Genomic DNA, 20,624 nt, shown 5'->3' on the forward strand with positions numbered 1-20,624 from the left:
TCGTCCGGATGCGCTTGGCTGGTGGCCATGGACCCCAACAGCACCCAGCCCGCCCGCCGCACCCTGCTCAAGGGGGCCGCCGCCGTCTCGGCGCTGGCCGCCACGTCCCTGTCGGCTCCCCCGGCCCTGGCATCGGGACGCCCGGCCGCCGTGCCGTTGGCCGCGCGGCGGCTGAGGCTGCCCTCGGGGATCTCGATGGGTGATGTCTCCAGTGACGCTGCCGTGTTCTGGTCGCGGGCTTCGGGGCCGGGGCGGCTGCACGCGACCTTGCGCCTGCTCGACGCCGACGGACGGGAGCTGCGGGGCAGGCACGGCCGCACGTTGCACCTGCGGGGCTCGTACGCGAGTGCCGCCACGGACTTCACCGCCAAGATCGACGCCAGGAGGTTGCCGGCGGGAGCCCGCTTCGCCGTCGAACTCTGTTTCGAGGACGAGCACGGACGGCGGGGTGAGACCGGGCGCGGGTCGTTCTCCACCGCTCCGGCGCACGGCCGTGGGCGGTGGCACGAAGCAGGACCGCAGAGCTTCGTCTGGACGGCCGACACCGCGGGGCAGGGGTATGGCATCAACGAGGAGATCGGCGGGATGCGTGGCTATGCGGCGATGCACGCCACGCGGCCCGACTTCTTCCTGCACTCGGGCGACACCATCTATGCCGATGGGCCGATCGCCGCGCAGATGAAGGAGCCGGACGGTGCGATCTGGCGCAATGTCGTGACCGAGGAGGTCTCCAAGGTCGCCGAGACCCTGAACGAGTACCGGGGACGCCACCGCTACAACATGATGGATGCGAACCTGCGCGCCATGTACGCCGAGGTCCCGGTGATCGCGCAGTGGGATGACCACGAGACGGTCAACAACTGGTATCCCGGCGAGATCCTCGATGACCCGCGGTACACGGTGCGCGACGTCGACACCCTCGCCACCCGCGGTCGCCGGGCCTGGCAGGAATACATGCCGATAGCGGACCGACGGGCCCTGCGGCCCGGCACCGGATTCGAACCGACCCGGATCTACCGGCACGTCGAGCGCGGCCCGCACCTTGACCTGTTCGCGCTGGACATGCGCTCGCACAAGTCGCCGAACACCGACGGCCAGGAAACGGAGCAGACCCGCATCCTGGGCGAAGATCAGCTGCAGTGGCTGATCCGCTCGCTGCGCTCCTCGCGGGCGACGTGGAAGGTCATCGGCAACGACCTGCCGTTGGGGCTCATCGTGCCCGACGGAGCGGGGCAGGAATCGATCGCCAATGCGGATCACGGCAAGCCGCTGGGCCGTGAGCTCGAACTCGCCCGGCTGCTGTCGGCGATCAAGAAGCACAAGATCAAGAACGTCGTGTTCCTGACCGGCGACGTCCACTACTGCGCGGCCCACCACTACTCCCCCGAGCGTGCCGCCTTCCGCGACTTCACCCCGTTCTGGGAGTTCGTGGCCGGACCCATCAACGCCGGGTCGTTCGGGCCCAACGAGTTGGACCTGACCTTCGGGCCACGGGTCGACTTCCAGCAGGCCGGACCCCCGCTGGGTTCCCCGCGCTCGGGCGAACACCAGTACTTCGGCCACGTGGATGTCGCCGGGGACGGATCGGAGTTCACCGTCAAGCTCATCAACGCCAACGGAAAGGTGCAGTACACGCGGACGTTGACGCCGCAGCGGTAGGGCGGTGACGATCCGTAAGCTGCTGATGCGGACTACGAGGCCCTGTCATTGTTTCAGTTCGGTGTCCCCTAATCATCCCGGGTGTGCCCGACTCTTGGGGGTCCACCCCGGAAATACGTCGCGAGTTCGTCCAGACCATCAACACGGAGATCGGCGTCCCCGGCCTCAGGCCATCCGGCGTGGAGCGTTCCCCACGGGCCGCGTCGCAGCAAGACCGTGAACATCCCGGCCGCCCGCGCGGGCATCACGTCGTTGTCGAGCCGATCGCCGACGTACGCGATCGACCCTGCAGTGACTCCCGCTTCCTCGGTGACGCGTTGGAAAAAGGCAGGAGATGGTTTCGCCACACCCCATCGAGCCGACGACGCGACGAATTCCACGTCCACGCCCAGACGTGCCAAGGCCCGCTCGGCATCGTCTGGTTGGTTGCCGGCAATGCCGACGACGTATCCTGCCACCTTCGCCGCGGCCAGACACGGCAGCGCATCGGGATAGAGGTCGTCCGGCCGGAAGCGCGCACCGCTCGTCGGTGGATCCACCCCCAACAGCGGCCATACCTCACGATGATCACGACGCCGATCGATCAAGTCTCCCAGTGTCGCCATCAAGGTGAAGGGCGTGACCCCCACCTCATGGGCGCGTTCGGTCCACGCCCGGGTTTCATCGATCAGCGTCTCCCCAACGTCGAAGACAACTGCTTCAATTCCCGCCGGAAGCCGTCCGATCATGGGGGAAGACTACCCGGCATCGCAACATCGCCTATGAGGAGCATCCTCATGATGAACCGGATGCATGGGGCGACCTGGCCTCATTCCGGCGCGCGGTGTCCGCCTCCTGACGGTGCTCCCCGCTCGGGCCGGATCGGCGATAGGCCTTGACCTTGACCGGTTCCCCAGGGGAGACGCTGACTGCGCGACGACGGTTCGCTAAGGTCGATCCCATGTCACCTTCCAAGCAGCGGCCGCTTGCTGTAGTCACCGGCGTCGGGAGACGCCGGTCGATCGCCGCCACCATCGCCCGTGGCCTCGCCGAGGATGGCTGGGACCTGGTGTTGAACTTCTGGCAGCCCTACGATGAACGACTCGATCTCGAGCGCGGCACAGACGACCCTGATTCCATCGCAGATGACTGCCGCATCCTCGGCGCCGAAGTCACCCTCGTCCCGGGCGACCTAGGCGACCCGGAATTTCCGGAGCAGTTGATTGCTACCCGCCCAACAGGTCGCCGAGTGGACGGCTTGGTGCTCTCGCATTGCGAGTCGGTGGACAGTTCGATCCTCACCACCGACGTCACCAGCTGGGACCGGCACTTCAACGTCAACGTCCGCGCATCGTGGCTGCTCATCAAGGCCTTCGCCGAGCAGCTTCCCGCACCGGCCGAACCCGACGATGGCGCGACCGGCAGGATCGTGGCACTGACGAGCGACCACACGGCCGGGAACCTTCCCTACGGTGCCAGCAAGGGGGCCCTGGACCGCCTCGTCATCGCGGCGGCCCTGGAACTGGCAGACCGCGGCGTCCGGTCCAACCTCATCAATCCAGGACCCATCGACACCGGGTGGATGGACGACGAGCTTCGCCGGTCACTGACCCGGGCGACTCCGGCCGGCCGGCTGGGGCAACCACGGGACACCGCAGACCTAGTCCGCTTCCTCTTCTCGGATGCCGGCTCCTGGATCAACGGCCAGCTCCTGCACAGCAACGGCGGCTTCCAGACGTCCTAGGCAGGTGGGGAAGACTCGGCTAGGCTCCGGGGAACAGACGACAATGGGGGGAATTCACGTGGTCGCAGACATTTCGCAGGAACCATCACAGCTGACGACGGTCGTCAACAGGTGGTCGGTGGCCGCGGCCGTCCTCGCCGCAATCTGCCTCGTGGCGCTGGTCTTCACCGGCGTCACCCTCGTGGCCGTGTTCGCCGTGGGCGCCGGACACATCGCGCTCGGCCAAATCCGTGAGCGTGGCGGCCGGGGGAAGGTCCTTGCCCGGGCCGCACTGTCCATCGGCTACGCCATCGGTTCATTGTCCGTCCTGGTCACCCTCCTCGACCTGGTTCGACGGACGCTCGCCTGACTCCATGCCAACACGCCGCTGGCGAACACCCGACGACGGCGGGCCCGCATGGCGTTGAATGGTGCCCATGAGCGAAACCCCCACACCTCAGCAGCCCCCAGTCGCACGTAAGGTCCCCACCGAACGCACGCACCACGGCGACACGTTCGTCGATGACTACGAGTGGCTGCGCGACAAAGAGAGCTCCGAGGTCCTCGCCCACCTCGAAGCGGAGAACTCCTATACCGAGGCCGTAACCGCGGACCAGCAGGGTCTGCGGGAGGCGATCTTCGCCGAAATCAAGGAACGCACCGAGGAAACCGACCTCTCGGTGCCGGCCCGCAAGCGCGGCTGGTGGTACTTCGCCCGCACCGCCGAAGGCCAGCAGTACGCGGTCCAATGCCGGGTCGCCGCCGCCGACACCGGGGATCCCGTCGCCGACTGGACTCCCCCGGTCATCGAACCCGGGAAACCGTTTGCGGGGGAACAGGTGCTGCTGGACGGCAACGCCGAGGCCGAGGGCCAGCCCTTCTTCTCCGTCGGCGGCATGGCAGTCACCGAGGACGGGAACCTGCTCGCGTACGCCGTGGACAATGCCGGAGACGAGCGCTTCACGCTGCGCATCAAGGACCTCAACACCGGCGAGCTGCTGCCCGACGTCATCGAGAACGTCTTCTACGGCCTGGCCTTCTCCCCCGATGGCACCCGCATCTTCTACACGGTCGTGGACGATTCCTGGCGTCCCCATCAGATCAAGTCCCACACCCTCGGGCAGGACCCGTCCCAGGACACCGTCGTGCTCCAGGAAGACGATCCCGGCATGTGGATGGGCTTCGAGCTCTCACCGGACCGCCGCGAGCTGATGATCTCCATCGGGAACTCCGAATTCGCCGAGACGCACACCCTGGACCTCGTCGATCCCCTGGCCGCACCGCGGCTGCTGCTGGGCCGCGAGGCACACCTGCTGCACGGGATGGACCCGGTGACGGTCGACGGCGAGCGCGCCTACCTGCTCACGCACAACCGCAACGCGGTGAACAACATGGTCTCGGTGGTCCGCGCCGACGAGTTCACCAAGCCGTTGGCCGACCAGCACTGGGCCACGGTCTTCGCCCACCGCGACGATGTGAAGATCGAGGGCACAGCGGTCACCGCCACCCACGCGGTCATCTCGGTCCGCCAGGACACCATCGAGCGCATCCAGGTCCTCCCACTCGACGGGCTGGGCACCGACTCCCAGTCACCCGTCGTCGAGCCGGCATTCGACGAGGAGCTCTACACGTGCTCGCTCGCCGGCGCCGAATACGATTCCCCCGTCATCCGCCTGGCCTACACCAGCTTCCTCATCCCGCCGCGCGTCTACGACTACACCCTGGCCACCGGCGGGCTGTCGTTGCGCAAGGAGACCCCGGTCAAGGGCGGGTACGACGCCGGCACCTACCTCGCCGAGCGGGAGTGGGCCACCGCCGCCGACGGCACCCGCATCCCGCTCTCGGTCATCCGCCGCCGTGGCATCGAGCGCGACGGGACCAACCCGGCACTCGTCTACGGGTACGGCAGCTACGAGATGAGCATGGACCCCGGGTTCTCCATCCCCCGACTATCGCTGCTGGACCGCGGCGTCGTCTTCGTCATCGCCCACGTACGCGGGGGCGGCGAACTCGGACGCCACTGGTACGACGACGGCAAGAAGCTCGCGAAGAAGAACTCCTTCAGCGACTTCGTCTCCGCCACCGAACACGTGGTCGCCACCGGGTGGGCGGATCCGCAGCGCGTGGTCGCCATGGGCGGATCGGCCGGCGGGCTGCTCATGGGTGCCGTCGCCAACCTGGCGCCGAAGCTCTACACCGCGATCATCGCCCAGGTTCCGTTCGTCGACGCGCTGACCAGCATCCTGGATCCCGACCTGCCCCTGTCGGCCCTGGAATGGGAGGAATGGGGCAACCCGATCACGGACGCCGAGGTGTACGAGTACATGAAGTCCTACACCCCGTACGAGAACATCGAGGCGGTCCCCTACCCACGGATTGCCGCCGTCACGTCGCTGAACGACACCCGCGTGCTCTACGTCGAGCCGGCGAAGTGGGTGCAGCGGCTCCGCGAGGTCACCACCGGGTCCGAGCCGATCCTGCTGAAGATCGAGATGGATGGTGGCCACGGCGGAGCCTCCGGCCGGTACGAGGCGTGGAAGGACCGGGCCTGGGACTACGCCTTCGCCCTGGACGCCCTGGGGGCGACCGAACGAGTGTAGGCGTTCTGCGCTGGGAAGCCGGCGGGGCGTGGTGCCCCGCCGGCTTCTGGCATCATGGGAGGACTTTTTCCCCGCGAAAGGCCGATCCCCCTTGTCTGCTTCAACTGTCCCGACTCCTTCGTCCTCCCCGCTGCCCGTGGCGGAACTGCATCTGCATATCGAGGGCACCCTGGAGCCGGAGCTGATCTTCGAGCTGGCCTCCCGCAACGGCATCGAACTGCCCTACCGGGACGTAGCCGACCTGCGGGCCCGCTACGAGTTCACCGACCTGCAGTCGTTCCTTGACCTTTACTACGCCAACATGGCGGTGCTGGTCACCGAGGACGACTTCGCGGCAATGACCACCGCGTACCTGCGCCGGGCCGCGGGGGCCGGGGTGCGCCACGCAGAGATCTTCATCGATCCGCAGGCCCATTTGGCCCGGGGAGTGGACCTGGCCACGAGCATCGGCGGCGTGGCCCGGGCGCTGTCCACCAGCAGCGCCGACTTCGGGATCTCGACGTCGCTGATCGCCGCCTTCCTGCGGGACCAGCCGGCGGAGGATGCGCTCGCCGTGCTGGAGGACCTGATCGCCATGGAGGCCCCGATCATCGGGATCGGCCTGGATTCCGCCGAGGTCGGCCATCCGCCGTCGAAATTCACGGCAGTCTTCGACCGCGCCCGCGCCGCAGGGCTCGAGTGCGTCGCCCATGCCGGCGAAGAAGGCCCTCCCGGCTACATCAGTGAGGCCCTCGACGTGCTCAAGGTGTCCCGCATCGACCATGGGATCCGGGCGATGGAGGACGACGCGCTCGTGCGGCGCCTGGTCGAAGAGCAGGTCCCGATGACCGTTTGCCCGCTCTCCAATGTCAGGCTGCGCGCGGTGACCAACCTGGCGTCCCATCCCCTGCCACGGATGCTCGAGGCCGGGCTGAACGTCTCGATCCACTCCGATGATCCGTCATATTTCGGCGGCTACCTCGATGACAACCTGGACCAGGTGGTCGGGACGTTTGCCTTCGATGCCACGACGCTGGCGCACCTGGCCGCCAACTCGGTGCGCTCCGCCTTCCTGCCGGAGCAACGGAAAGTCGAGCTCCTGGCCGAGATTGACGCGTGGCTCAACGGACACCACACAGCAACCGCACCGTAGCCGGCTAGCCACCGCCGTGCCCACCAGCACCAGGGTGAATTCCCGGCGCACCCTGTAGAATAGTGCATGTACATGTAGAATTCTGCACTTGGAGGATTCGTGAGACTGCAGAACCCGATCGCAGCATTGACGCCCACCGTCGATGCCGCGGTACTCCATGTCCTGGCGCGCGCCGACTCCGGTTTCACCGCGCCGGCCGTTCACCGGCTCAGCCCCGACAAGAATTCTGAAAGCGGTGTACGCAATGCCTTGGCCCGGCTCGTTAAGCAAGGCATTGCCTTGGAGGACGTTGTCGGCCAAACGCGCTCCTACCGTCTCAATCGGCAGCACCTTCTCGCGGCGGCCATCATGGAAATGGCCCGCGCAAAAGACATGCTTCTCGTACAACTACGAGGCGAGATCCGCGACTGGCAGCTGGAGCCACTGGATGTTCGCCTGTTCGGCTCAGCTGCCCGGAGCGAGATGCGCGACGATAGCGACATCGACCTCCTCTTCGTCTTCCCGGACGGCTACGACGAGGATCTGGCGGCGTCGCACCTCTCTGATCTCTCCTTGAAAGTCGCCTCTTGGACCGGCAATGACACACGGCCGCTGGTATACCGGGAGTCGGAGGTGGGAGCGGATCCGCTCTTCTTGAACGTCCTCGCCGATGGAATCCCCGTGCTTCCCGCTTGCCGCTGGCTCGAAGCCAGGCTCGCCACCCGCAGGGTTCCCCAATGACTCCCGCAGCGAATGGCCAGATACGGCAGGGGCGACTGGACAAGGCACGTCAGTTTCAGTCGGCAGCCCATGTTGTTCTTGACCTCTCCGATGAGGATCAAGACGTGGCCGACGCCGTCGTCACCCTGGCGGTCCACGCCGGAATCGCTGCCTCCGACGCGCTCTGCATCGCCTCCCTCGGACAATTCCACCAAGGCAAGGGCCATGGGGACGCAGTCAAACTCCTCAAGAGGGTCGATACGAACGCGGCCCGGCAACTTGACCTTCTTCTTGGCATGAAAACCCGCGCCGGCTACGGCTACACCCCGATCTCCCGGGAACAGCTCAAAAAGGCCGTCCGGGCCATGGACGCCCTCGTCCTGTCCGCTCGCTCCTGATCGACCGGGCCCGTCGCGGCGATTCCCGCCGCGACGTCACAGTCCCGACCCGGGGCGCCCATGGCTTGACTTGAGTCACATTTCAGGATTACCTAATGAACGTTCAGTAATTCGCGAATGGAGCTCCAGCATGACCGACACCGACGTCGAATCGACGGGCACCGACGCCGCACTGCGCCACGCGGTGCTGGCCAACGACACCGCCTCCCAGTGGCTGGGCATCGAGGTCCAGCACGTGGCCGACGGCGAGGCCACGATCACCATGACCCTGCGCCCGGAGATGCTCAACGGCTTCGGAATCGGGCACGGCGGCATGATCTTCGCCCTCGGGGACACGGCATTTGCCATGGCCTGCAACCCGGCCGAGGGCTCCGATGACACGATCACCGTCGCCTCCGGCGTCGACATCAACTTCATCCGCCCGGGGATCCCCGGGCGGATCCTCACCGCGGAGGCCACCCGCCGACAGCAGTCGGGCCGCAGCGGCATCTACGACATCCAGATCCGCCAGACCACCCCGGACGGCGGCGAGGAGATCGTCGCCGAGTTCCGCGGCCGCTCGCGCACCGTCCCCAAGCGCTAGGCATCCGGCGCCGGAAGCCGTTGTCCGGCGTCGTGCCCGTTCCCCCCACCCCAGCAATCACCCAAAGGTCCAGCCATGACGCAGACAGCACCGGAAACCGAGCTTCCCAACCCCCTCGATCCCGAGGAGACGATGAGCCGCGACCAGATCGAGTCGCTGCAACTCACCCGCCTGCAGGAGACCGTGGCCTACGCCTACGACCGCGTCCCGTTGTACCGGGAGAAGTACGACGCCGCCGGGGTCCACCCGTCCGATCTGAAGGAGCTCGCCGACCTGGCCAAGTTCCCCTTCACCGAGAAGGAGGACCTGCGCAAGACCTACCCGTTTGGCATGTTCGCGGTGCCGCAGCACGAGGTCGCCAGGATCCACGCCTCCTCCGGGACGACGGGACGCGCAACGGTCGTGGGCTACACGCAGCAGGACCTGGATGACTGGGCCAAGCTCGGGGCACGCTGCCTGCGCCTGTCAGGGGTGAAGCCGGGCTGGAAGGTCCACAACGCCTACGGGTACGGGCTGTTCACCGGTGGTCTCGGTGCCCATGCCGCGGCCGAACGCCTGGGCACCACGGTGATCCCGATGTCCGGCGGGCAGACCGAGAAGCAGATCACGCTCATCCAGGACTTCGCCCCCGACGCGATCCTGTGCACCCCCACCTACCTGCTGACCATCGGCGACGCCATGCAGCGGAAAGGCATCGACCCGCGCTCGACCTCGCTGAAGGTGGCCGTGCTCGGCGCCGAACCGTGGACCGAGGAGATGCGCCACGAACTCGAGGTCATGTTCGACATCGATGCCTGCGACATCTACGGCCTCTCCGAGGTCATGGGCCCGGGAGTCGCCGGTGAATCGAACCAGACCAAGGACGGAAGCCACATCTGGGAGGACCATTTCCGCCCGGAGATCATCGACGCGTTCGACCCCTCGAAGGCGCTGGGCGACGGGGAACCCGGCGAGCTGGTGTTCACCTCGCTGACCAAGCAGGCGCTGCCGATCATCCGCTACCGCACCCATGACCTCACCCGGCTGCTGCCGGGCACCGCACGCCCCGGGCACCGGCGCATGGGACGCATCACCGGGCGCAGCGACGACATGATCATCCTGCGCGGTGTGAACCTCTTCCCCAGCCAGATCGAGGAGCTCGCGCTGAAGGTCGCCGGGCTGTCCCCGCACTTCCAGCTGGAGATCACCCGCCCGGGCCGCATGGACGAGCTGGCGGTGAAGATCGAGCGCCGTGCCGATTGCACGTCCGACCGCGCCATCGCCGCCGCCGCCGAGTTGCAGAAGGCCATCAAGATCAATGTGGGATCCAGCTGCCGCATCGATGTGGTGGATCCGGAGTCGCTGCCCCGCTCGGTCGGCAAGCTGCGGCGCATCTACGACCTGCGCGACAAGTAGGATCGGGGGATGCCCACCATCGCCAGCAAGCCCTCCGGGGCCAAACGCGGCCGTCCCGGCCACGACCAGGATTCCGTCCTGTCCATCGCCGTGCAGGTCTTCAACAAGCACGGCTACGACGCGACATCCATGGGCACGCTGGCCGACAACCTGGGCATCAGCAAATCCGCGATCTACCACCACGTCCCCTCCAAGGGCGACCTGCTGGACAAGGCACTGGATGAGGCGCTGATCCCGTTGGAGGCCCTCGGGGAAGATCCCCGGGCCACCATGGGCACTGCGGCGGAGCGCCTGGAATTCGTGTTGCGCTCCACGATCCGGGTCCTGGTCGAACGCCAGCCCTACGTGACCCTGTTGCTGCGCCTGCGGGGGAACACGGAGATCGAACGTCGTGCACTCGAACGCCGTCGTGCGGTGGACCGGCGCCTGGCCGATCTGGTGGTCGGCGCCCAGCAGGAGGGGTCCCTGCGCGCCGACATCGACCCGCGGACCACCACCCGCCTGATGTTCGGCACGATCAACTCGCTTGTCGAGTGGTACCGCCCGGATGGGCCCTCCACCCCGCAGCAGGTGGAGGACAACGCGATTGCCATGATGCTGGACGGGCTGCGCGCCTGAACCCACCACCCAGGGGCGGATTCGGGCACGACGACGGCCCGGCGGTACCATCGATGAGTTCCCCGTGTGTGGCCCGTGGCCCGCGCATGCACTCATCCGTTCGATAGGCAGCCTTTCGTGGACCAGCTCTTCCAGTCCCTGTTCAACCAGCCCCTGGGCACCGACACCGCAACCATTGTGGCGCTCGATTCCCTGGGTGTGCTCCTGACCGGGATCGCCCTGTTGCTGCTGGCCCGCCGCAACGACCTGGGCTGGTGGATCCAGATCCTGGCCGTCTTCGCCGGCCCCCTGGTGATCGCCCTGCAGTTCGGGTTCGACGGCCTGTTCAAGGCGGTCCCCTACCTGCTGGTCCCGATCTACGGGTTGTGGCGCTTCAGCAAGTACCGGCTGCGGGGGAAGTTCGGCCGCTCCGTCGACGTGAAGCCATTCACCGCCTCCTCGTTGGTGTGGGGATTCGTCATCACCGTGCTGATCGCGTTTGCCTCCGCCCTGCCCACGATCTTCAGCGGACTGGATCTGGGCAGCATCCCCGCCAGCTTCTGGCTGACCCTCGTCTTCTCGGCCCTGGTCCCGGCCGGTCTGGTCGGTGTGGCCAACGGCCTGCGCTGGCCGTGGCTGGTCATCGCCGCCTCTGCGGTGGCCCAGGTCATCGTCTTCTTCGGCAACCAGCCGGCGCTGGCCACCCTGGCGGTCCTGGTCCTGCAGTTCGGGGCCTCGCTCTTCGGCTGGTGGTCCTGGCGCCAGCTCCCCGCCGAGGCCACCCAGGACGACTCGGCTGAGTACCCGCCGAGCCCCTACCAGGAGGCGTAACCCGGCAGGCGAGCGCTGGTCGGAACGGCCAGTGGCTAGCATGGTCTCCATGCCCACCGACGACGACATCATCCGGCACCACGACGCGGATCCAGACGATGCCATCTGGCTCACCGGAGGACCCACGCCGGGGCCGGTGGCCATCGTCGGGCACGATCCCGCGTGGCACACGCACTTCACCACCCTGGCGGCGCGCATCCGCACCGTGCTGGGCCCACGTGCCCTGTCCGTTGAACATGTCGGGTCCACTGCGGTTCCCGGGCTGGCCGCAAAACCGGTGATCGACATCGACCTGACCGTCGCCGATCCCTCCGACGAAGCGGCGTACCGCGGGGCCTTGGAGGCCGCCGGGTTCATCCTGGTGGTCCGGGACCCCGGGTGGCACGAGCACCGTTGCTTCCGGCTCGAGGCCCCCGCGACGAATCTCCACGTCTTCGGACCCGACTGCCCCGAGACGGTCAGGCACCGGATGTTCAGGGACTGGCTGCGCGGCCATCCTGGGGATCGGGCGCTGTACCGGGCGGCGAAGGAAGCTGCAGCAGCGGTGACCAACGACGAGGGCGGAACCGTGATGGACTACAACGCCCGCAAGGAAGGGGTCATCCGCGCAATCTACGCACGGGCCTTCGCATCGGCAGGGCTGGCCGGCTCCGACTGAACGATCTCCAGTGCCGCAGTGCCGCGCGGCGGGTCGGTGGCCAGCCGCGCCCAGAGCACCGTGTCGAACCGGTGCCAGGCACCGTCGTCGTCCCGGTAGCGCAGCTTCTGCCGTTCGATGCCTTCGCGCGTGAACCCTGCCGCCGCGGCGACCCGACCGGATGCCGGGTTGTTCAGCCGATGCCCAGCTCGAGGCGTTCCAGGCCCAGCACGGTGAAGCAGTGCCCGGCCAGCGCCGTGGCCGCTGCGCCCGCCAGTCCCGCCCCGCGGGCGCCGGGGGCCACCCAGTACGACATCCAGCAGGTGAGATGCCGTCGCTCGATGGCCGAGACCATCACGTTCCCCACGGCTTCCCCGTCGAGCTCGATCGCGAAGGCCACGGTGCGAGGTTGCAATCCCAGTGGATCGGGCACCAGCGGTGCGATCCAGCCGCGCGCCTGGGCCTCCGTGGCGATCGGCCCGTGGGACTGGCCCGCCATGCCGGGCCCGGCGAAGGCACGGAGCACTGCCTGCACGTCGGCATCCGCGGCGGTCCACGGACGCAGGCGGGCGCGGGGAAGTGCCGGCGCCAGGCCCTGCTGCTGGGCACTCATGCGCTCCAGCCTAGGGGACTGCGGACCCACTCGATGGGGTCAAGCGAAAGTGACCCGCATCGCATACATGACGGCAACGTTTCCCCCGTACTGGGGTCGCCGTCGACTGTCCTGTAATTTGGCCATCAGCAGGCAATGGCGCCGCGGCCCCTTGCGGGTGCCCCGCGCCCTTCCGTGACACCCATTTCAACGGCGAAAGAGGTCACCCCGTGACAACCACCCAGACCGAGTCCGCAGGGCAGGACCCGTCCCCCGCCCGCGACGCGGCCACACCGGCCACCAAGTCAGCGGGACACATGATCGTGGACACCCTGGTGGCCCACGGCGTGAAGCGGACCTATGTCGTCCCGGGCGAGAGCTACCTCGATGTCCTCGATGGGTTGCACCACTCCCCGATCGATACCGTGGTCTGCCGCCACGAAGGCGGCGCCGCCTACATGGCAGAAGCCGACGGCAAGATGAACCAGCTGCCCGGCATCGCGATGGTCACCCGCGGTCCCGGCGCGGCCAATGCCCACGTCGGCCTCCACACCGCCTGGCAGGACTCCACCCCGATGGTGCTCTTCGTCGGCTTGATCCCCTTCGAGCACCGCGAAAAGGAGGCGTTCCAGGAGTTCGACCCGAAGGCCTGGTTCGGCACCAATGCCAAGCGCGTCATGATCCTGGACCACGCCGAACGCGCCTCCGAGGTCGTCGCCGAGGCCATGTTCGCCGCCATGTCGGGACGCCCGGGTCCCGTGGTGGTCGGCCTGCCCGAGGACATCATCAAGCGCCAGGTCCCCGCCGAGGTCCACCCCAGGATCCCGGTGGCCAGCGGCGGCATGACGGTCACCGATTGGAAGTCCCTGCACGACGCGCTGAAGGAAGCCGACAAGCCGTTGTTCATCTTCGGCGGCAATGACTGGAGCACCGAAGGGGCCCAGGCGTTCACCACCTGGCTCGAAGAGCACGATCTGCCGGCGGCGGCCGAGTGGCGCTGCGAGGGCACGGTGCCGTTCGATTCGCCGTCGTACGTCGGCCCCATCGGCTACGGCCGGCCCAAGCCCACCTATGACCTGCTGGAGGAAACCGACCTGCTGGTGTTCGTCGGCACGGTGCCCGGGGACGTGATCACCGATGGCTTCGCCATCCGGCAGAACTGGGACAAGAAGAACTTCCTGGTCACCATCGACCCCTCGCTGCGCGGCCGGTCGGGCCCCGTGTCCCACCAGATCGTCGCCAAACCCGACGTCTTCGTCCGCGACCTGGTCCGCATGGACCTGCCGGTCAAGGACTCCTGGCGCGAATGGACCACCCGCATGCGCGCGGAGCAGGTGAAGTTCGCCGCCCTGCCCGACGCCACCCCCGGAGACGGCCAGGCCAGGATGGCCACGCTGATGGCCCACCTCGTCGCCTCGCTGCCCGAGGACGCGATGGTCACCTTCGGCGCCGGCGAGCACACCAACTGGGCCCACCGGTACTTCCCGACCAACGGCTACGCCTCGATGATCAGCGCGCGCAACGGCTCCATGGGCTACTCGATCCCTTCCGCTGTCGCCGCCTCGCTGGCCACCCCGGGACGCCGCGTGGTGACCATTGCCGGTGACGGCGAGTTCCTCATGAACGGCCAGGAGCTGGCCACTGCCGCCCAATACGGGGCGACCCCGCTGGTCATCGTGATGGACAACCAGGAGTACGGCACCATCCGTACCCACCAGGAACGGGACTACCCCGAGCGCATTTCAGGTACGCAGCTGAAGAACCCCGACTTCGCGACCATGGCGCAGGCCTTTGGCGGCTTCGGGGTCCGCGTGGAGCACGACGCCGAGGTGCCGGCTGCGCTGGAGGCGGCACTTTCCGCCATCGACGATGAGGGACGCTTCGCCCTGATCCACCTGGTCGTCGAGCAGCGCGTGAAGGCCTACTGACCGCCCCGTTCCCGGACGTCAGGGGCCCGGTAAACGTGGAGGAGGACCTGCCCGGTGGGCGGGTCCTCCTCCAGTTGGCGCGGGGCCCCGGCTACGAAGCCCAGTTCCCGTAGGTGACGTTGTCCTTCTCCACCAGGGTCAGCACATCGTAGGTGGCCACGATGTCGTCGTCCTGGTTGTGGATGATGGCATCCCAGGCGACCTCCCCGTATTCGTCGGTCACGCGCGGGGTGATCTTCTTCGCGGTCAGGGTGACCCGGATCCTGTCCCCCGCCGGAACGGGGGTGATGAACCGCAGGCTCTCCACCCCGTAGTTGGCCAGGACCGGCCCCGGAGCCGGCTCGACGAACAGGCCGGCGGCCCAGGACACCAGCAGGTACCCGTGGGCGACAATGCCCGGGAAGAACGGATTGGCTTCCGCTGCTGCCGCATCGGTGTGGGCATAGAACGTGTCGCCGGTCGTATGGGCGAAGTCGGTGATGTCCTGCAGGGTGACCTCACGTAGTGGCGAGGCGAACGCATCGCCGATGCGCAGCTCGGCCAGTGACTTGCGGAACGGGTGGATGGCCCCGTCCACCGCACCGAATTCGGCGGCCCCGGCGATGACCCGGTCCGCCCCGGTGTGCCAGATCCCGGTGACTGCGGTGAGCAGGTTCGGGGAGCCCTGGATGGCGGTGCGCTGCATGTGGTGCTTGACGGAGCGGATGCCGCCGAGCTCCTCGCCACCACCGGCGCGACCCGGTCCACCGTGGACCAGGTGCGGGACCGGGGAGCCGTGGCCCGTGGAGGTGCGGGCGGTTTCCCGGTTGAGGATGTGCACGCGGCCGTGGTGCCCGGCGATGCCGACCGTCAGCTCGCGTGCCGTGTCCGCGTCGTTGGTGCACACGGTGGCCACCAGCGAGCCGGAACCGCGGGCCGCGAGGCGGATCGCATCGTCCAGGTCCGTGTAGCCCAGCACGCTGGTCACCGGACCGAAGGCCTCGAGCGAATGGACGGATTCGGCGTCCGCATCGGCCCAGGTCAGCAGGACCGGCGACATGAACGCGCCGTCGGCGACCTCCCGTTCCTCCCCGGCTGCGGTGCGTACCACCGGCGCATCGAGGGTGCCGTAGGCCAGTTCTCCACCGGCGGCCAGCATGGCCTCGACGGCACCGCGGACGTCGCGCAGTTGCTCCAGGGACGCGAGGGCCCCCATGGTCACGCCTTCCGCCCGCGGGTCACCGACGACCACCCGCTGGGTGAGCCGTTGCCCCACCGCGGCCACCACGTCGTCGCGCAGCGCCGCGGGGACGATGGTCCGCCGGATGGCGGTGCACTTCTGGCCGGCCTTGACCGTCATTTCCGTGGCAACCGACTTGATGAAGGCGTCGAATTCCGGGGTGCCCGGGGTGGCGTCGGGCCCCAGGATGGCTGCGTTGAGCGAATCGGTCTCGGCGGTGAAGCGGACGCCGCCGGAGATCACGTTCGGGTGTGACTTCAGCGAATTGGCCGTCGAGGCGGACCCCGTGAAGGAGACCATGTCACGGTAGTCGAGGACATCCAGCAGGGTGCGTGCCGAACCGGAGACGAGCTGCAGTGAACCATCCGGCAGCAGCCCCGATTCCACCAGCATCCGCACCACGGCCTCCGAGAGGTAGCCCGTGGGGGTGGCCGGCTTGGCGATGGTGGGGACCCCGGCGATGAAGGCCGGGGCGAACTTCTCCAGCATGCCCCACACCGGGAAGTTGAAGGCATTGATCTGGGCGGCAACGCCGGGAATGCGGGTGTAGATGTGTCCACCCAGGAAGGACCCGTCGCGGGAGAGCGATTCGGCGGTTCCATCCTGGATGACGTTGGAATTCGGCAGTTCGCGCCGACCCTTGGAGGAGAACGTGAACAGCACGCCGATCCCGCCGTCGATGTCCACCATGTTGTCGATCTTGGTGGCTCCGGTGCGGTAGGAGATCTCATAGAGCTCCTCGCGGCGTTCGTTGAGGTACTGCGCCATTTCCTTGAGCTTGAGGGCGCGTTCATGAAGGGTCATCCGACCGAGTTCCCGCTGCCCCACGGTCCGCCCATGTTCGACGGCTGCGGCCAGGTCGAGGCCATCGGCGCTGACCAAGGCCAGCTCTTCACCGGTATTTGCATCGAGTACCCGGGTGGCGCCCTCGGTGTTCCCGGGGGTCCACCACGAGTCCTTGATGTAGCTGGGAACGAGCTCGGCAGTCTGCGTTGTCATCGTCGACACGTCCTTCCTGAACGATCGGTCAGTATTTGGGATCCAGCTTACATGAAGGCCCGGCGCGGGGATCGATTCAGTGATTGACTTTTGCCGATCACTATTGTTTGATGGGAAGGCCTAACACCATCACCTACTCCCGGGAGGTCGTCATGACGGTCCGCACCGCACCGCACGCCCCGCTCATCCACCACCTTCATCCCGGGAGCACCCCACGCCATGACGTCTCGCATCGAGCACGACGCACCTGAAACCTTCCAGCCACCATCCCGCCAGCGCCGAGCCCAGCCGGCCGCCGAACGCCCCGCCGACTGGAACGTCCTCGACGACGCCCTGTCCGCGGACCAGCGCTGGTCCACCTGGCCCAGCATCGAGAAATCGATGCGCGGCCCGCAGCCCTACCCGGAATTCGTCATCGAGGATGCCGCGGCCATCGACACCGAACTCGGTGTCCTCAAGACCGGCAAGGAAGCCGACGTCTTCCTGGTCGAGCGGGCCACCGGCGACCGGCGCGCCCTCCTGGCCGCCAAACGCTATCGAGCCCCCGACCGGCGCTCCTTCCACCGCTCCACGATCTACACCGAAGGTCGTTCGGTGCGCCGCACACGCGACGCCCGGGCCCTGAAGAACGGCAGCACCTATGGCCGCCAAGTGGAGGCAGCCCAATGGGCCAGCGCCGAATGGGCTTACCTGGTCCGAACCCACGAAGCCGGGATCCCGGTTCCCTACCCCGTACAGATCGACGGGACGGAGATCCTGATGGAATTCATCATGGACCCCGAGCACCCCGGAGCAGCAGCCCCGCGACTCCACCAGGCCCGCCCGGAACCGGCATTGCTGCGGTCCTATTTCGAGCAGCTCATGGAGGCAATGCGCGGCTTGGCCCGACTCGGGTTTGCCCATGGCGACCTCTCCGCCTACAACCTGCTGGCAGCCGGGCCCCGGCTCGTCGTCATCGACTTGCCCCAGCTGGTCGACCTGGCGGCCAACCCACTCGGTGCCGAACTGCTGGCTCGGGATTGCCGGAATGCCTGCACCTGGTTCGCCGGACGGGGCATCGACCATGACCCCGACGAATTGCTGGGCGAACTCCTGGCGGCTGCCTGGTCATGACGCCCTGGGGCTCCACTGGTTCCCCACGAAGTTGACATGAATTCCGCATAAATATCCTGTCAACCCATTGCCTGCCTGCGCCGCCGGGTCTAAGGTGACCTCACCGGTCACGCTGGGCCGGGGACGTTCTCGTGGTCGGCCCACATCCGACGACCTACCCGGGCCCACCGGCCCACATCGGGACGGGCCCTACCGGATCCGCCCCCTTCCCGTTGGAGGGAACCGCATCATGCGCCAAACCTACAAGATCCTCGCCCACGTCATCGCCGCGGCGGTGGTCGTCCAGGCAGCCCTGATTGCCTGGACAACGTTCATGGCCATCGGAGCCATCGAATCCGGCACGGAAATCGCCGGACCGCCACTACCCGCCATGATCCACGGCACCCTCGGCATGTATGTCATCCCGATCCTGGTCCTGGCACTGCTGGTCATCGCACTGATCGCGCACGCCGGGATCCAGTGGGCCGCTTGGCTCGTACTGGCCGTCGTCGTCCAGATCGGCCTGGCCATTGCAGCATTTTCCGCCCCCGCGATCGGACTCCTGCACGGCCTGGTCGCCTTCGGGATCATCGTCCTGGCCGAGGTGGGGGCCTGGCAGGTGGCGCATGCCCCGGCACGCGCGCCCCGGGCGGCCCGCGTCAGGCCGGCGCACTGACACCACCACGGGGCCGGGACGGAAGCTGCGCCCCGGCCCCGCCCATGCACCCCCGGCTCAGGTAGCCACGATTCCGGAACCCCCGCGTTCGGCGCGCCGCACATGCCATGGCCGCGGCGACGGTCCGCCCACCCGCCCCAGTTCCCCCAGGAACTCCTCGTCATGGCTGACCACCACGAGACCACCCGCATAGGCGCGCAAGGCCCCCAGCAACTGGCCAGTGGTCTCGACATCGAGGTTGTTCGTCGGCTCGTCCAGCAGCAGTAGCTGGGGTGCCGGATCGGCCAACAGGAGGCGCGCCAGGGCCAGGCGGAACACCTCACCGCCGGAGAGCTGGGCCACGGGTTGCCCGACGCGCGCCCCGCGGAAGTGGAAGTGGGCCAGCCTCGCCCTGACCTCCTCCATCGCGGCCTGTGGCGCCACGGCCTTCACGTTCTCGAGGACCGTCGCCGAAACGTCCACTCCTTCCCAGCCCCCACCGTCCACTGCGAGGTCCTGGCGCAGCACGCCCACCGGCACGGACGCCACCCGTTCGATGTCCTGCAGCAGTGTTGTCTTGCCCGCGCCATTGCGGCCGGAGAGGGCGATCCATTCCGGTCCGCGGATGAGGAGTCCCGGGCCCGGCACCAGCTCGAGGCCGTCCTCGGTGACCTCATACCGTGCTTCGGCAGACGGGACGAGGCGCACCAGGTCCCGGCCCACGGGAACGCAGGTGTCCGGCAAGTCGATGGTGATCGACAGGTCCGGCGGCAGCTCTGTCCGGGCGGCATCCAGTTCGGCCTGAGCGGCGTCGCTGCTGGCGGCCATGGTTTGACGCGTGCGTCCCGCGGTTTCCTGGGCGCGCTTGCGCAGCTCATTGGCCAAAATCTTCGGGAGTCCACTTGCGGCCTTCCTGCCCTGTTTGGCCCGCCGGGCCAGCTTCGTTTCGGCTTCGACCTGCTGCCGTCGCTCCAGGGCGCTCTTGGCGCTGGCGTCACGGACGCGGCGCTCGGCGCGCTCGCGTTCCGCGGTCCTGACGTCCTGGTAATGGTCCCAGCCTCCACCGTGCAGGTGGAGCTCCACGGCTCCGGGGCGTCCTGCCCGCACGTCGATGGGACGCAGCTCGGCGATACCGTCCACAAGACCCAGCAACGTCTTGTCGTGGGTGGCGACCAGCAACGTCCCGCGCCATCGTTCGATGACGGCATACAACCGGCGGCGGGCCTCCCGATCCAGGTTGTTGGTCGGTTCATCGAGCAGCGTGATCGGACGCCCGGATAATTCGATGCCGGCCAGGGCAATGACCATCGCTTCGCCCCCGGACAGCGTCCCGGCGGTCCGGTCGAGGAATCCGGGGCCGGCCCCGGCCACGCCGTAACCCGCCAGCAGCGCCACGGAGCGCTCCTCGAGGTCCCAGTCGGTGCCGACGGTGGCCAGGTCCTCTTCCCACCCGGCCGCCTGCCCGCCCAGGATGCGCCGCAGCGCATCGAGCCGCTCGGACACCCCGAGCAGCGACGCGACGGTCTGGCCCGGATCCCGGATCGGCTTCTGGTCCAGGTAGGCCGGCGGCGAGGACACGCCCAACGTGCCGGAGTCAGGGACCAGATCCCCGGAGATCAGCCGCAGCAATGCGGATTTCCCGGTGCCGTTGGGGCCGATCAGTCCGGTGGTTCCGGCGCCGAAGGTGGCACCGAGGTCCTCGAAGACCTGCCGGCCGTCGGGCCAGGCGAACGCGACGTGGTCAAGAAAAATGGGGTGGTTGTTCTGCATCTCGGTCTCCTGGAGGGCTGGTGCGCCAGGAGGACCCGCTGTCTGTCGCGGGTGGTCTCGGCGCCGGATCAGGCGAAGGCAGCCGAGATGTTCACCGGGGAATCCTCACGTCGGGGACAGAACGAAACCAGCATTC

At 67.7% G+C, this 20,624-nt stretch carries 19 protein-coding genes; 15 read left to right on the plus strand and 4 right to left on the minus strand.

The genetic code is table 11. The features are described from left to right. Window positions 1-27 precede the first annotated feature (27 nt). A complete protein-coding gene (locus tag ACN0TP_RS05285) occupies window positions 28-1,659 on the plus strand; it encodes an alkaline phosphatase D family protein (protein WP_417217421.1) in 1,632 nt (543 codons plus the stop codon). Window positions 1,660-1,727: 68 nt separating this feature from the next. On the opposite strand, the gene ACN0TP_RS05290 is transcribed toward ACN0TP_RS05285, so the two are convergent. Further along, window positions 1,728-2,387, minus strand: coding sequence for an HAD family hydrolase (locus ACN0TP_RS05290; RefSeq protein ID WP_417217423.1), 660 nt, complete (start codon window positions 2,385-2,387; stop codon window positions 1,728-1,730). A 212-nt stretch (window positions 2,388-2,599) separates the two neighbouring features. On the opposite strand from ACN0TP_RS05290, the gene ACN0TP_RS05295 reads away from it, so the two are divergent. From ACN0TP_RS05295 to ACN0TP_RS05345, 11 genes are all read left to right on the plus strand, one after another. Then, a complete protein-coding gene (locus ACN0TP_RS05295) occupies window positions 2,600-3,382 on the plus strand; it encodes an SDR family oxidoreductase (RefSeq protein ID WP_417217425.1) in 783 nt (260 codons plus the stop codon). A gap of 58 nt (window positions 3,383-3,440) precedes the next feature. Beyond that, a complete protein-coding gene (locus ACN0TP_RS05300; protein ID WP_417217426.1) occupies window positions 3,441-3,731 on the plus strand; it encodes a hypothetical protein in 291 nt (96 codons plus the stop codon). A gap of 67 nt (window positions 3,732-3,798) precedes the next feature. Further along, window positions 3,799-5,961 carry a S9 family peptidase gene (locus ACN0TP_RS05305; protein ID WP_417217427.1) on the plus strand — a complete coding sequence of 721 codons (2,163 nt, stop codon included), beginning with the start codon at window positions 3,799-3,801 and terminating at the stop codon, window positions 5,959-5,961. Window positions 5,962-6,052: 91 nt separating this feature from the next. Then, window positions 6,053-7,093, plus strand: coding sequence for an adenosine deaminase (locus tag ACN0TP_RS05310; protein WP_417217428.1), 1,041 nt, complete (start codon window positions 6,053-6,055; stop codon window positions 7,091-7,093). A gap of 99 nt (window positions 7,094-7,192) precedes the next feature. Beyond that, the gene (locus ACN0TP_RS05315) at window positions 7,193-7,813 is read left to right on the plus strand and encodes a nucleotidyltransferase domain-containing protein (protein ID WP_417217430.1); all 621 of its coding nucleotides are present in this window, start codon (window positions 7,193-7,195) and stop codon (window positions 7,811-7,813) included. A 104-nt stretch (window positions 7,814-7,917) separates the two neighbouring features. Continuing rightward, on the plus strand, window positions 7,918-8,190 hold the full coding sequence (locus ACN0TP_RS05320) for a hypothetical protein (RefSeq protein WP_417217431.1): 273 nt from the start codon (window positions 7,918-7,920) through the stop codon (window positions 8,188-8,190). 130 nt (window positions 8,191-8,320) lie between these two features. Beyond that, window positions 8,321-8,773, plus strand: a complete 453-nt coding sequence (gene paaI, locus ACN0TP_RS05325; protein WP_417217433.1) for a hydroxyphenylacetyl-CoA thioesterase PaaI — start codon at window positions 8,321-8,323, stop codon at window positions 8,771-8,773. 75 nt (window positions 8,774-8,848) lie between these two features. After that, window positions 8,849-10,168 (plus strand): AMP-binding protein, encoded by a 1,320-nt coding sequence (locus ACN0TP_RS05330; RefSeq protein ID WP_417217435.1) that lies wholly within the window; start codon window positions 8,849-8,851, stop codon window positions 10,166-10,168. 9 nt (window positions 10,169-10,177) lie between these two features. Continuing rightward, the gene (locus ACN0TP_RS05335; protein WP_417217437.1) at window positions 10,178-10,786 is read left to right on the plus strand and encodes a TetR/AcrR family transcriptional regulator; all 609 of its coding nucleotides are present in this window, start codon (window positions 10,178-10,180) and stop codon (window positions 10,784-10,786) included. A 117-nt stretch (window positions 10,787-10,903) separates the two neighbouring features. Next, on the plus strand, window positions 10,904-11,596 hold the full coding sequence (locus tag ACN0TP_RS05340) for a nicotinamide mononucleotide transporter (RefSeq protein WP_417217439.1): 693 nt from the start codon (window positions 10,904-10,906) through the stop codon (window positions 11,594-11,596). Window positions 11,597-11,645: 49 nt separating this feature from the next. Then, complete coding sequence (locus ACN0TP_RS05345; protein ID WP_417217441.1) at window positions 11,646-12,254, plus strand: GrpB family protein; 609 nt, start codon at window positions 11,646-11,648, stop codon at window positions 12,252-12,254. Window positions 12,255-12,426: 172 nt separating this feature from the next. Here the strand turns inward: ACN0TP_RS05345 and ACN0TP_RS05350 are convergent, their stop codons facing one another. Continuing rightward, window positions 12,427-12,846 carry a GNAT family N-acetyltransferase gene (locus ACN0TP_RS05350; RefSeq protein WP_417217443.1) on the minus strand — a complete coding sequence of 140 codons (420 nt, stop codon included), beginning with the start codon at window positions 12,844-12,846 and terminating at the stop codon, window positions 12,427-12,429. A 209-nt stretch (window positions 12,847-13,055) separates the two neighbouring features. Between ACN0TP_RS05350 and ACN0TP_RS05355 the strand changes: the two genes are divergently transcribed. Continuing rightward, window positions 13,056-14,753: a thiamine pyrophosphate-dependent enzyme gene (locus ACN0TP_RS05355; protein ID WP_417217445.1), complete on the plus strand. Its 1,698-nt coding sequence runs from the start codon at window positions 13,056-13,058 to the stop codon at window positions 14,751-14,753. Window positions 14,754-14,844: 91 nt separating this feature from the next. On the opposite strand, the gene paaZ is transcribed toward ACN0TP_RS05355, so the two are convergent. Beyond that, window positions 14,845-16,971 carry a phenylacetic acid degradation bifunctional protein PaaZ gene (gene paaZ, locus ACN0TP_RS05360; RefSeq protein ID WP_417217446.1) on the minus strand — a complete coding sequence of 709 codons (2,127 nt, stop codon included), beginning with the start codon at window positions 16,969-16,971 and terminating at the stop codon, window positions 14,845-14,847. 219 nt (window positions 16,972-17,190) lie between these two features. Between paaZ and ACN0TP_RS05365 the strand changes: the two genes are divergently transcribed. Both ACN0TP_RS05365 and ACN0TP_RS05370 read left to right on the plus strand, forming a co-directional pair. Continuing rightward, window positions 17,191-18,084, plus strand: coding sequence for a serine protein kinase RIO (locus ACN0TP_RS05365; protein WP_417217448.1), 894 nt, complete (start codon window positions 17,191-17,193; stop codon window positions 18,082-18,084). Between the two features lie 229 nt (window positions 18,085-18,313). Then, window positions 18,314-18,739, plus strand: a complete 426-nt coding sequence (locus ACN0TP_RS05370) for a hypothetical protein (RefSeq protein ID WP_417217450.1) — start codon at window positions 18,314-18,316, stop codon at window positions 18,737-18,739. Window positions 18,740-18,796: 57 nt separating this feature from the next. On the opposite strand, the gene ACN0TP_RS05375 is transcribed toward ACN0TP_RS05370, so the two are convergent. After that, window positions 18,797-20,488, minus strand: a complete 1,692-nt coding sequence (locus tag ACN0TP_RS05375; RefSeq protein WP_417217452.1) for an ATP-binding cassette domain-containing protein — start codon at window positions 20,486-20,488, stop codon at window positions 18,797-18,799. Between the last annotated feature and the right edge of the window lie 136 nt (window positions 20,489-20,624).

This window comes from Arthrobacter sp., assembly GCF_048266065.1.
In the GTDB taxonomy this organism is placed as follows: domain Bacteria; phylum Actinomycetota; class Actinomycetes; order Actinomycetales; family Micrococcaceae; genus Arthrobacter_H.